The sequence below is a fragment of the Thiomonas islandica genome (genome assembly GCF_055383445.1).
This window is the reverse complement of the sequence record NZ_AP042391.1, coordinates 1,328,771-1,340,779: the sequence shown is the minus strand read 5'-3', so window position 1 is coordinate 1,340,779 and position 12,009 is coordinate 1,328,771. Positions and strand designations below refer to the sequence as shown.

Here is a 12,009-nt window from a genome sequence, read left to right as displayed (position 1 = left end):
TGCCGCAGGCACAGGGGTTTGACAGCGACGGCGGATCCGTCGGTCGACAGGTCGAGCCGGTCACACATCACGAGATGCCCTGGCTGGCCTGGGCTTGTTTGATGTCGGAGGCGCGGTTACTCAGAAGTTGTGAATTTTTCTGTTGCGCGGCCCGCTGGCCGCAAAGCGCGGTGCTCAGGTCTCGCTGATCAGAAGGATAGTCTGGACCCTGCGCGCCGTGCGCATGGACAGCAGGCCGCTTGCGACGACATCTTCACAACTTCTCAGCGCTCCTTGCGCACGGCACCGGCTTGCAGCAGGCGGGCTGCCACGAGCAGGACCCCGGTGGCAAGGCCGAGCTTGAGTAGCCGCCACAACACGGCACGTCCCGCACGCCGGCGCAGCAGGAAGGATGCGGCCGAGCCCAGCAGCGAACCGAGGTAGGGATGACCACGGGTGAAGCGCAGCAGACCCAACGCAGCGCCCACCGGGTTGAATGCCCCCAGAGCCCCCAGCCCGGTTGCGGCCACGGCGTGACGCAGCAACGCAGCGGGACGCGCTTGGCTGCGGAATTGCTCGAACGCCTGGACGAACTCCACCCGTTCCACCGCCATGCGGGCCAGCAGAATCTGCTTGCGCACGGCCGGGGGCAATGGTCTGGATGGATCCGGCTTGTGTTCGGGCATAGCCGATCTCAGGAGCGGGCGCGCCAGACGGCGCTGTCCTTGGCGAGCTCGGCGCGGGTGGCGGCAAACGGCGGTGGCGCGTTGTGGATCGCAGCGCGCAGACGCACCACACAAAAGCCTGCCACGCCAGCGTAGAGCAAGGTCAGCGCAGAAAGCACCTGCCAGTGACCCAGTGGCCAGAGCAGAATGACAAGCAGGGCAGTGAAGCCGCCCAGCGCCAGCAGGCCGAAGAGCACGGCGAGCAGACCGAGCAGCAGCAGCGCCTGCAGCCGCTGACGTTCCTCGCCGAGCTCGATCGCGGCAAGCTCGAGCCGACTCTGCAGCAGGGTGCCAGCGCTGCGCAGCAGCCGCTGCCAGGCTACTCCCAGCCCGTCGGGCTCGGTGCTTTGTGCCATCTGGCCGATTAGCGCGTGCGGTTGATCAGCAGACCTGCGACAAAGCCGATTGCAGCGGCCATGCCGATGGCCTTCCACGGGTGGTCATGCACATAGTCGTCGGTGGCCAGCGCGGCAGCCCTGCTGCGCTCGACGAGCGTGTCCTGCAGGTCTTGCGCCTTTTCAGCCGCCTGGCGCAGCAGCCGCATACCACGGCGCTGCAGTTCGGCCGCCTGCTCGCCAGTGCTGGCTGCAGCCTGTGCGAGCAGTTCCTCAGCGTCGTCGATGACCTTCGCCACGTCGGACTTGATTTCTCTTTCTTGCACGGATTTGGTCATGGTGGACTCCTGTTGGGTAGACAGAACGAGACGATCTGTAACCCATGTTAAACCGCTTCGCTGACCAACGGCTGATCCAGCGCAACGACGTTCAGGGCCGCAGGCCGGCCACCAGGCGCTGGGGATGCAAAAACAAATCGAGCGCGCAGAGGATGTCAGGCGCGACCAGCCGGGCGGCGGCCAGAGCAAGGGCATGGCTGCACTCCGGGCCGAGCACGGCCACGCCCAGGGTGGCGGTGCGCAGCATATCCACATCGTTGCGGCCGTTGCCGATTGCCGCCACCCCTGCGGGTAGCAGACTGGCGGCACGCGCGGTCTTGTCCGCACCACCATGCACCACGGCGTGACGCACCGGCAGCCCGAACAGGGCCTGTGCCACGGTGCCGTAGGTGTCGCCGGTGAGTACCTCCACCTCCAACACGCGGCTCAGCGCCACCAGCCGTTGGGTGACGCCTGCGATCAGCTGGCCGTCGTGGGCCAGGGTGCCGTTGAAATCGATCAGCAGATGCCGCAGGCGCAGCGGCTCTGCGCCGGGTATGGCCACTGCCAGGCCGGAGGGCTCTGCGCAGGTCATCGGGCCGACTCGCGAATGCGCTGCACCAACGCCGTGGTCGAACGCCCCTGGACGAACGGAATCGCCACGGCGCGACCGCCCCAGGTCCGCACCAGCGCGGTTTCCTCGAGCGTGTCGATGGCGTAATCTGCCCCCTTGACGTAGACGTCCGGCCGCAATCGCTCGATCAGCGCCAACGGCATGCACTCTTCAAACAGCGTCACCAGGCTGACGCTTTCCAGCGCGGCCAGCACCGCGGCGCGGTCGTCCTGCGGGTTGAGTGGGCGCTCGGGCCCTTTGCCGAGCAGGCGCACCGAGGCGTCAGAATTCAGCCCGAGCACCAGACTGGCGCCCAGTTCCCGCGCCGCCGCGAGATAGATCACATGGCCGCGGTGCAGGATGTCGAACACGCCGTTGGTGAACACCACAGGCCGCGGCAACGCGGCCACGCGGGCATCGAGCTGGTCGGGGGTAACGATTTTGTCGAGAAAATGCATGGCCGGAGCTTACCTTGCGAGTGACTCTGCCGATTCGTGCGAGATGGGCCTTGCGGCGTTCACGTTTTCTCACGCCTGCATCAACCCGATGTCGATATGATTTTGATCAATTTCAATGTATTTTTCGATCGATTCGCCACACCGGGCTGAATCGAGAAAGCGAGTCGTCCCGTGTCCTCCGCTTTGTCAGGCCGCCTGCGCTTGTTCTGGCACAACCTCGACCCGATGGTGCCCATGACCCTGGTCGGCGCACTGGTCGGCTTCATCAGCGCGACTGCGGTGGAGGGATTTCGCCAGGCGATGTACGCCATCATGCGCCTGTACTCGGACCAGGAGCATCTTGTGGCCGCGGCTGCCGGGCTGCCGCTGTGGGCGCGGGTGCTCATCCCCACGGTGGGCGCGACGCTGGGTGGGCTGGTGATGTGGGCCGGACATCGCTGGATCAAGCGGCCGCGCGGGCCGGAATACATGGAAGCGGTGCGGGTGGGCGATGGTGTGCTGCCGCTCGGCCCCAACCTCACGCGCACGCTGTCATCGCTCGTCGGGGTGAGCAGCGGTGTGACCATCGGCCGCGAGGGCACGATGATCCAGTTCGCGGCGCTGGTGTCGTCACTGCTGGGCCGCATCGGCAAGACAGACGCGGCGCACCGCCGCCTGATCGTGGCCTGCGGCGCGGCGGCGGGTTTTGCTGGGGCGTATCACGCGCCGATTGCCGGCACGCTGTTCGTTGCCGAAATCATTCTCGGCGGGTTGGCGCTGCGCGAAATCGCCGCCGTGCTGGTAGCTGCGGTGATGGGTGAACTCACCACGCAGGCACTGTTCGCCACAGGGCCGCTGTACCTGTCGCATGTCATCCCGGTGGTGGGTTTTGCCGATCTGCTGGATGCGTTGTTCATCGGCCTGCTCGCCGGGTTGCTCGGCCCGGCCTTTTTGTGGCTGCTCGACACCGCGCGCAAGCGCTACCAGCCGCTGATCAACTTTCTGCCGCTGCGCATGGGGCTGGCCGGGTTGCTGATCGGGCTGCTGTCGACAATTCGCCCGGAGGTCTGGGGCAATGGCTACAGTGTGGTGCAGTCGATGCTGGTCGATCACTGGGCCCTTTCCACGCTGGTGCTTGTGTTCGTGCTGCGCATCATTGCAGTGACCGCAGCCAGCGCGGCAGGCATTCCCGGCGGCGTGCTCACGCCCACGCTGATGCTCGGCGGCGCCATCGGCCTGATGGTGCAGCACACCCTGTTGCTCAGCGATGCCACGCATGCGCAGGCGCTGTGGGTGCTGGTGGGCATGGGCAGCCTGCTGGCGGCGACTACGCACGCGCCGGCAATGTCGGCCATCATGGTGTTCGAGATCACGCGCAACTACAACGTGGTGCTCGCGGCCATGCCGGCTTGCGTGGCGGCGTCGGTAATTGGCAGTCTGCTGCGCGAGCGCTCGGTGTATGCCGAGGCGCTCGGACTGAAGGACCAAGCCGGTGGCCGCAACCCGTTGTTCGACGCCATCACCGGGCGACAGCCAGTTGCTGCGACCGAGCCGGAACCGGGCGACCAATCGCCGCGCAACTGAGGCTGGCGCGCAGCGCGCCGCGGGTCAACTGCTGGCCTGGTGCCGCGCACGCCAGTCGCGCACGCTCTGGCCCAGGTCGCCCAGCGCCGCGGTCACACGGATGCCTGTGGGCAGGCGTCTGCGCAGCGCGACATTCGAGCCGCCGACCCAGATCTCCACCGCTTGAGGCATGCGGCTGCGCAGTTCGGCCAGCGCATCGAGCACTTGCGCGGTCTGCAGGATGGGGGAGAAGCTCAGCACCAGCACATCGGCGCCGTGCGCCTGCACCGCCTTGAGAATGTCGCCCAGCGGCATCTGGGCGCCAAGTTGCACGCAGCGGCAGCCCTCGAGCGCCAGCATGGCCTCGGCCATCAGCAGCCCCAGCGTGTGCGGCTCCTGCGGCACCGTGGTCAGCACGATCTTCGGCCGCGACTGTGCGGCGTCGGCTAGCGGAATGGTGCCGATGGCCGTGCGCAGCACGCGCTGAATGATTTCGGAATAGAGATGCTCCTCGAACACCTCTAGATCGCCGCGCATCCAGGCATCCCCCACCCCAGTGTTGAGCGGCGCGACCACCTCGGTGACAAAACGGGCCAACCCCAGCCGCATCACCTCCTGCTGCAGGCTGCGGCGCAGCATTTCGGCGTCGTACTGTTTGAGCAGCGCGAGGTAGTGCGCCACTGCCTCGGCATGTGCGCCCACCCGGGCAGGGTTTGCAATGTGACCTGTCGTGGCGGCCTGGGCGTTGGCGCCAATGTCGCGCGTGAGCAGGACGAGTTCCTGCATCGGTAGCGGCACGACCTGCGCCGGGCGGCGGCCGCCGTCGAGCAGCCGCTTGATCAGCCGCAGGCGTTCGACCTGCTCGAGGGGATAGAGCCGGTCTCCCGAGGCATCGCGTTGTGGCTGCGGAAAGCCGTAGCGCCGCTCCCACACCCGAAGCGTGTCCTTGCCGATCCCGGTGTCGCGCTCGACCGCGGCGATACCCAGAAGCAAGGTGGTGTTGAGTGTGCGGTCGTTCATCGATGTAGAGCTGTTTGTCCTGGACAGGCGCCGAGATCGCGGTCGCGAATCCAATGCGACATTATCCGCGTATGTCCTAAGACAGCCCGGCACTGCGCAAACGATAACCCCATCATTGTCTAGGACAAAACAAGGCTTGCTTTGGATGTCACCAGAACTAAAGCATCATTGTCCAAGACAAAACCGTCCTCGACCAGGAGATGTCCATGAAACTGTCTTTGCCTGTCTTCCCTGTATCCCGTCTGGCCGCAGCCCTTGCTGTTGCCGCAGCGCTGTTCACTCCCGGCCTGACCGCGCAGGCGGCCCAGCCTGCTGCGCCAAGCGCAGCTGCCACCTGTCCGGCCCTGCTGAACCAGACCTTCCCCCGCCTGCAGGATGACAAGCCCGAAAACCTCTGCCAGTACGCCGGCAAGGTGATTCTGGTGGTCAACACCGCAAGTTACTGCGGCTTCACCCCGCAGTACAAAGGGTTGGAGGCGCTCTACCGCGAATACGGCAAGCAAGGTCTGGTGGTGCTGGGCTTTCCGTCCAATGACTTCCATCAGGAAATGGACAACAACGCCAAGATCGCCACTTTCTGCAAGGACACTTACAACGTCCAGTTCCCGATGTTCGCGCCTTCGCACGTGACCGAGCCCAAGCCGAACCCGCTGTTCGAGCAACTCATCCTGGCCACCGGCACGCAGCCCAAGTGGAATTTCTATAAGTACCTGATCGGACGTGACGGCAAGGTGGCAGGGGTGTATCCGAGCATCACCACCCCAGAGAACAAGGAGTTCGTCGCCAAGATCAAGGCTCTGCTCGCGCAGAACCCCTGAATCCGCCCACCCTCCCTCACTGAAAGGCACCCCATGAACGCGCCGGAAAAACTGTTTGCCCAGGCTACAACCATCACCCTGCCCGATGTGCAGGCCACACCCGATCGCCGCAACATCGCCATCCAGCAAGTGGGCGTGCGCGGTGTGCGCTACCCCGTGCAGATCCGCTGCGCGCAAGGCGTGCAGCCCAGTGTAGGCACCTTCGAGATGACGGTGGCTCTGCCGCCCGAGGTAAAGGGCACGCACATGTCGCGGTTCATTGAAATGCTCGAAACCCACCGTGAGCCGCTCGACGCGCAGCAGCTCGGTGTGCTGCTGCAGCACATGCTGATGCGCCTGCAGGCCAGCGAGGGCGCGATCACCGCGCGTTTCACCTACTTTGCACGCAAGACGGCGCCGGTGTCCGGGGTGGAAAGCCTGATGGACTACGAGGTCACGCTGCACGCGGCGCAACAGGCCGGTGTGCTGACACTGAGGCAGATCGTGCAGGTGCCAGTCACCAGCCTGTGTCCGTGCTCGAAGGAAATCTCCAATTACGGCGCGCACAACCAGCGCTCGCATGTGACCATCGGTGCCACCTTGCGCGGCGACCTCGGGCTGGACGAGCAGATCCGCATCGCGGAAACCGCCGCCTCGTGCGAGCTGTGGGGGCTGCTCAAGCGCCCGGACGAAAAGTACGTCACCGAGCGCGCCTACGACCATCCCAAATTCGTCGAAGACCTGGTGCGCGATGTGGCCGTGGCGCTGGAGCGTGACGACCGCGTGGCTGCCTACACCGTGGAATCAGAAAACTTTGAATCCATTCACAACCATTCGGCGTATGCCTTGGTGGAAGGGCGCAAGGTCTGAAGCGCCCACGGGAGCCACACATCATGCGCGTTGCGATCATCGGTACGGGAATCTCCGGTCTCGGCGCGGCCTGGGCGCTGCGCCATCACGCCCAGGTCACGCTGTTCGAGGCCGGCAGCCACTTCGGCGGCCATACCCACACGGTGGACGTGGACCTGCCAGGCCAGCCGCGGTTTGCGGTCGATACCGGCTTTCTGGTGCTCAACGAGCGCACCTACCCGCGCCTGCAGGCGCTGTTTGCAGAACTGGACGTGCCGCTGGCGACATCGGACATGTCGTTTTCCGTGCAGACCCCGCTGCGGGGGGGCGGCATGCTCGAGTGGAGTGGCTCCAACCTGGACACGGTGTTCGCGCAGCGACGCAACCTTGGCCGCGCAGCGTTCTGGCGCATGCTACGCGACATCCTGCGTTTCAACCGCGAGGCCACCGCGATGGCCCGCCTGCCCGACGCCGAACTCGACCTCAGCCAGACCGTGGGCGAGTACCTGTGGCGCGAAGGCTATGCCGACACCTTCGTGCATTGGTATTTGCTGCCGATGACGGCGTGCATCTGGTCGTGCCCACCGGGGCAGATGCTCGACTTCCCGCTGGCCACGCTGGTGCGCTTCTGTGACAACCACGGCCTGCTGCAGGTCAACGGCCGGCCGCAATGGTTCACGGTGCGCGGCGGTGCGCGGCAGTATGTGCAAAAAATCCTTGCCCACTTTGCCGATGCCCGGCTGAACACCCCGGTGCAGCGCGTGGTGCGGCATGACAGCGGCGTGGAACTGCATACCCGGGACGGCGCGATCTGGTTCGACCACGTCATCTTCGCCTGCCACAGCGACCAGGCGCTGACGCTGCTCGACGCGCCGAGCGCCGACGAACGCGAGGTGCTCGGTGCCATCCGCTACCAGCCCAACCGTGCGCTGCTGCACACCGACACGGCGCTGCTGCCGCGCGCGCGTAAGGCCTGGGCCGCCTGGAACTACGAAAGCGCCGCGCCCGAGCCCGGTCAGGCACCCACCGTGTGCCTGCATTACCTGCTCAACAAACTGCAACCGCTGCCCACGCAGACTCCGATCGTGGTCTCCCTCAACCCGTTGCGCGAGCCTGCGCCGCACACCGTGCTGCGCACCATGGAATATGCTCACCCGATCTTCGACCAGGCCGCGATCGCCGCGCAGCATCGCGTGCCCGAACTGCAGGGCAGGCAGCGCAGCTATTTCTGCGGGGCCTGGTGCGGCTACGGATTCCACGAAGATGGGCTCAAGTCCGGCTATGCCGCGGCGCAGGCGCTGCTCAGCGAGGTCGACGCACTGCCGGCGCAGGCCGTGATCGCCGCATGAGGACTGGCGTCATGCCCGGCAACGTGCCTGCAGTGCAGAACCTTCCGCTGATCGGCAGCGGGCCGGTGCGGCATCGCCGCCTGCGGCCGGTGGAGCATGGATTCAGCTACCGGGCGATGTTCCTGTTGCTGCCGATGCGCAGCCTGCAGCGCAACCCGGCGCTGCTGCCGATTGCACGCAACCGCTTCGGTGCGATGAGTTTTTCCGATTCCGATCACGGCGAGGGTGGCAGCGACAGCCTGGCTTGGCTGCTGGACCTGCTGGCCGTCCAGGGCGTGACCGATGCCGATGGCGAGATCTGGCTGCAGACCTTTCCGCGCATCTGGGGCTATGTGTTCAAGCCGGTGAGCCTTTGGTATTGCGAGCGCGCCGACGGCAGCCTGCGCTGCGCCGTGGCCGAGGTCAACAACACCTTTGGCGAGCGCCACTGCTACATCCTCACCCCGCCAGCAGGCCAACACAGCCTGCAATGGGGCGGGGAGTACCGCGCGCGCAAGGTATTCCATGTCTCGCCGTTCTGCACGGTCGAGGGCGGCTACCGGTTTCGCTTCCTGCGCAGCGCCGCGACGCAGCCGCCGCGTCTGGTTCTGCGCATCGACCATGACGATGCCCACGGCCCGCTGATCGAAACCAGCATCAGCGGCACGCTGCAGCCCCTATCCAGGGCAAGCGCCCGTCTGGCCCTGTTGCGCCACCCGATGCATAGCATCGGCGTGATCGCGCGCATCCACTGGCAGGCGCTCAAGCTGTGGCGCAAGCGTGTGCCGTTTCATTCCAAGCCCTTGCCTCCAGACCAATTCGCCACCCGATCATGAGCGCATCCGACCGCACCCTGTCCCGCCTGTCTGTCGACCCCTCGGCCCCGCCCCAGGCAGGCCAACGGCGCCGTCCGCCGCTGGCTGCGCGCGCCGTATTGCGCCTGCTCGAGCGGCTGCAGATCGGTCGTCTGGACTTTCAAGGCCCGGACGGCGTCTGGCGCCATTTCGGCAACGACGACCAGGGCCCGCACGCGCAGGTGCAGCTGCACGACTGGAGTGTGATGGCCGCGGTGCTCAAGCGCGGCGACATCGCGTTTGCGCAAAGCTGGATACGCCGCGACTGGGACACGCCCGACCTGCCCGCGCTGCTCAAGCTGTTGGTGGCCAACCGCGAGGTCATCGCCCGCGCGCTGCACGGCAGTGTGCTGGGGCGGCTGCCCGACCGCATCCGCCACCTGCTGCGCCGCAACAGCCGCGCCGGCAGCCGGGAGAACATCCACGCGCACTACGACATCGGCAATGCCTTCTACCAGCTCTGGCTCGATCCGAGCATGACCTATTCCAGTGCGCTGTTCGACGGCAGCGAAACACAAACCCTGGAGCAGGCGCAGGCCGCCAAATATGCCCGCGTGCTCGACCAGCTGCAGGTACAGCCCGGCGCGCAGGTGCTGGAAATCGGCTGCGGCTGGGGCGGGCTAGCCGAGGCGGGTGCGCAGCGCGGTCTGCGCATGGACGGTATCACCTTGTCGACCGAACAGCTCGGCTATGCCCGCGCACGCCTGGCCGGCTGCGCCGTACCAGCCCGGCTGGAACTGTGCGACTACCGCGATCTCGACCGCATCGCCCCACCGCAGGGTTACGATGCCATCGCGTCCATCGAAATGTTCGAGGCCGTGGGTGAGGCCTACTGGCCCGGCTTTTTCCGCACCGTGGCGCGCCATCTCAAGCCTGGCGGCCGCGCCTGCATCCAGACCATCACCATCGCCGACGACCTGTTCGACAACTACCGCCGCGGCACCGACTTCATCCAGCGCTACATCTTCCCTGGCGGCATGCTGCCGTCACGCCGCGCCTTCATCGCCCAAGCCGAGGCCGCGGGGCTGGAAGTGATCGACGAATTCGCCTTCGGCCCGGACTACGCCCGCACGTTGGCACTGTGGCGCGAGCGCTTCACCGCCCAGCTCGACGCAGTGCGGGCCCTGGGCTTCGACGACCGTTTCGTGCGGTTGTGGACCTTCTACCTCGCCTACTGCGAGGCCGGGTTCAGCCAGGGCTCGACCCATGTGCTGCAGTTCACCCTGCGCCATGCCCGCGCACTCTGAGGCTGCACTGTCTCGCCGCACCCTGCTGGTGGGGGCTGGCGCGATCTGCGCGCTGGCGCTGCTGCCGCCACTGCCGGCGCTGGCCGCCGGTGCAGAACCACCGCCCGAGGTCCGCGCCGCGATCGCGCAGGTGCGGCGCTCGGGCAGCGGCGAGTTTCGCTATTTCGGTTTTCTGGTCTATCGCGCCACGCTGTGGGTCGGGCCACAAGGGCTGGGGGCTTCGATCGGCGACGCCCCGTTCGCGCTGCAGCTGCGCTACGCCCGCAGTCTGAACGGTGCCGACATTGCCGCGCGCTCGGAAGAAGAAATGCGCAAGCTCGGCGAAGGCAGTGCGCAGCAGCGCACCGACTGGCTGCAAGCGATGCGACAGATTTTTCCGGACGTGCACGACGGCGATGCCCTGACCGGCGTGTTCACTACAGCCACCGCCGCACAGCCGGCGCAGACCCGCTTCTACTACAACGGCCGGCTGCGCGGCAGCGTCACCGGCACCGCATTCGCGCGCGCGTTCTTTTCCATCTGGCTGTCGCCAAAAACCCCGGCGCCGGGTCTGCGCGACGATCTGCTCGCGCAGGCCGCATCCGCCGCGAGCGCACCATGAACGCCCCGACCGCCGCCCTGCCTGCAACCATGGCATCCACGCCGGTAAATCCCGCGCTGCATCCGCTGGCGCTGCTGCGCTATGGCGCGCCCAGCCTGGCCTTTGCCTTCGTCGCGCTGCCGCTGTATGTCTACCTGCCTGAGCACTATGCCACGCGTTATGCGGTGCCGCTGGGCTATCTCGGCTCGGTATTGCTGGCCACCCGTCTGGCCGATGCGCTGTTCGACCCGTTGCTGGGGCGGCTGGCCGATCATCTGCTGCTGCGCCGTCTGGCCAAACCGGCGATGCTGGCCGCTTGCGCGCTGATGCTCGCCGGCTTTGTCGCGCTGTTTGCGCTGCCCGCGCTGCTGCCCTTCACCGCCGATCCGTGGCGCTTTTCCGCGCTGTTCACCGCCGCGCTACTGCTGACCTACCTGGGCTTCAGCGCTGCCTCCATCCTGCACCAAGCCTGGGGAGCGACGCTAGGAGCGAACGAGGAGCAACTGGCGCGCACCGTGGCATGGCGCGAGGCGCTGGGGCTGGCTGGCGTGCTGCTGGCGGCCATCGTGCCGCAGCTCGGTGGTGCACCGCTGCTGGTGGAGGTATTCGCCGCGGCGCTGCTGGGCGGGCTGGTCTTGCTGTGGCGCGCGCCCGATCCCTCGCCCCACCAGGCGGTCGCGCATGCCGCGCTGCACTGGCGCAGCCTGCTGCTGCCGCTGCACAACCCGCGCTTCGTCGCGCTGCTGGCGGTGTTCGTCACCAGCGGCATCGCTGCGGCGATTCCAGCCACGCTGGTGCTGTTTTTTATCCGCGACCGGCTGGACGCCGCGGAACTGTCGGGCGCGTATCTGTTCGCCTACTTCGCCGCAGCGGGCCTGCTGGTGCCGCTGTGGCTGCGTGCGGTGCGCCGCTGGGGCGCGGCACGCTGCTGGCTACTGGGCATGGGGCTGGCGGTAGCGGCCTTCGTCTGGGCTGCGTTGCTGCAGCCAGGCGACCGCTGGGGCTACGCGCTGGTGGTGGTGCTCTCGGGCGCGGCGCTCGGGCCCGACCTGGTCATGCCGCCTGCGCTGCTGGCCGGGGTGATTCGCGCCGCAGGGCACGGTGACCGGCTCGAAGGCAGCTACTTCGGGCTGTGGAACTTTGCCACCAAGCTCAATCTCGCACTGGCTGCCGGTCTGGCGCTGCCGCTGCTGGCGCTGTTTGGCTACCGGCCGGGCACGCTGGAAACCAGGGTGCTGCCGCCGCTAGTAGTGGCGTATTGCCTGCTGCCCTGCGCACTCAAACTGGTTTCGGCAGCGCTGCTGTGGCGCCATTTCGTTCGTGGCACGCCGGCGCAGACCGGCGCCACGCTCGATCCCTGAACCG

The 12,009-nt window shown here is 66.7% G+C and carries 14 protein-coding genes; 8 read left to right on the top strand and 6 right to left on the bottom strand.

Annotated elements, in window-relative coordinates:
* Positions 1-263: 263 nt before the first annotated feature.
* The 5 genes from ACZ47F_RS06460 to rfaE2 all read right to left on the bottom strand — a co-directional run bounded on the left by ACZ47F_RS06460 (position 264) and on the right by rfaE2 (position 2,427).
* A complete protein-coding gene (locus ACZ47F_RS06460) occupies positions 264-665 on the bottom strand; it encodes a hypothetical protein (protein ID WP_464926457.1) in 402 nt (133 codons plus the stop codon).
* An 8-nt stretch (positions 666-673) separates the two neighbouring features.
* The gene (locus ACZ47F_RS06455) at positions 674-1,060 is read right to left on the bottom strand and encodes a phage holin family protein (protein ID WP_464926456.1); all 387 of its coding nucleotides are present in this window, start codon (positions 1,058-1,060) and stop codon (positions 674-676) included.
* Between the two features lie 8 nt (positions 1,061-1,068).
* A complete protein-coding gene (locus tag ACZ47F_RS06450) occupies positions 1,069-1,377 on the bottom strand; it encodes an ElaB/YgaM/YqjD family protein (protein WP_464926455.1) in 309 nt (102 codons plus the stop codon).
* A 91-nt stretch (positions 1,378-1,468) separates the two neighbouring features.
* Positions 1,469-1,951, bottom strand: coding sequence for an HAD family hydrolase (locus tag ACZ47F_RS06445; protein ID WP_464926454.1), 483 nt, complete (start codon positions 1,949-1,951; stop codon positions 1,469-1,471).
* A complete protein-coding gene (gene rfaE2 / locus ACZ47F_RS06440) occupies positions 1,948-2,427 on the bottom strand; it encodes a D-glycero-beta-D-manno-heptose 1-phosphate adenylyltransferase (RefSeq protein WP_464926453.1) in 480 nt (159 codons plus the stop codon). The genes ACZ47F_RS06445 and rfaE2 overlap by 4 nt, the downstream gene beginning before the upstream one ends.
* Positions 2,428-2,598: 171 nt before the next feature.
* Here rfaE2 and ACZ47F_RS06435 point away from each other — a divergent pair, with 171 nt between their 5' ends.
* Complete coding sequence (locus ACZ47F_RS06435; RefSeq protein WP_464926452.1) at positions 2,599-3,990, top strand: chloride channel protein; 1,392 nt, start codon at positions 2,599-2,601, stop codon at positions 3,988-3,990.
* Between the two features lie 24 nt (positions 3,991-4,014).
* Here the strand turns inward: ACZ47F_RS06435 and ACZ47F_RS06430 are convergent, their stop codons facing one another.
* Positions 4,015-4,989, bottom strand: coding sequence for a MerR family transcriptional regulator (locus ACZ47F_RS06430; RefSeq protein WP_464926451.1), 975 nt, complete (start codon positions 4,987-4,989; stop codon positions 4,015-4,017).
* Between the two features lie 200 nt (positions 4,990-5,189).
* On the opposite strand from ACZ47F_RS06430, the gene ACZ47F_RS06425 reads away from it, so the two are divergent.
* Genes ACZ47F_RS06425 through ACZ47F_RS06395 form a run of 7 tightly spaced genes read left to right on the top strand, consistent with a single transcriptional unit; the run spans position 5,190 to position 12,005 of the window.
* Complete coding sequence (locus tag ACZ47F_RS06425; RefSeq protein WP_464926450.1) at positions 5,190-5,807, top strand: glutathione peroxidase; 618 nt, start codon at positions 5,190-5,192, stop codon at positions 5,805-5,807.
* Between the two features lie 33 nt (positions 5,808-5,840).
* Positions 5,841-6,656 (top strand): GTP cyclohydrolase FolE2, encoded by an 816-nt coding sequence (folE2, locus tag ACZ47F_RS06420; protein ID WP_464926449.1) that lies wholly within the window; start codon positions 5,841-5,843, stop codon positions 6,654-6,656.
* Between the two features lie 23 nt (positions 6,657-6,679).
* Positions 6,680-7,984 (top strand): NAD(P)/FAD-dependent oxidoreductase, encoded by a 1,305-nt coding sequence (locus ACZ47F_RS06415; RefSeq protein WP_464926448.1) that lies wholly within the window; start codon positions 6,680-6,682, stop codon positions 7,982-7,984.
* 11 nt (positions 7,985-7,995) lie between these two features.
* Positions 7,996-8,799, top strand: a complete 804-nt coding sequence (locus ACZ47F_RS06410; protein ID WP_464926447.1) for a DUF1365 domain-containing protein — start codon at positions 7,996-7,998, stop codon at positions 8,797-8,799.
* Positions 8,796-10,064 (top strand): class I SAM-dependent methyltransferase, encoded by a 1,269-nt coding sequence (locus ACZ47F_RS06405; RefSeq protein ID WP_464926446.1) that lies wholly within the window; start codon positions 8,796-8,798, stop codon positions 10,062-10,064. The genes ACZ47F_RS06410 and ACZ47F_RS06405 overlap by 4 nt, the downstream gene beginning before the upstream one ends.
* Entirely contained in the window at positions 10,048-10,665 is a 618-nt protein-coding gene (locus ACZ47F_RS06400; RefSeq protein WP_464926445.1) for a chalcone isomerase family protein, read from the top strand. Before ACZ47F_RS06405 ends, ACZ47F_RS06400 begins: the two co-directional genes overlap by 17 nt.
* On the top strand, positions 10,662-12,005 hold the full coding sequence (locus ACZ47F_RS06395) for an MFS transporter (RefSeq protein ID WP_464926444.1): 1,344 nt from the start codon (positions 10,662-10,664) through the stop codon (positions 12,003-12,005). Before ACZ47F_RS06400 ends, ACZ47F_RS06395 begins: the two co-directional genes overlap by 4 nt.
* Positions 12,006-12,009: the final 4 nt, after the last annotated feature.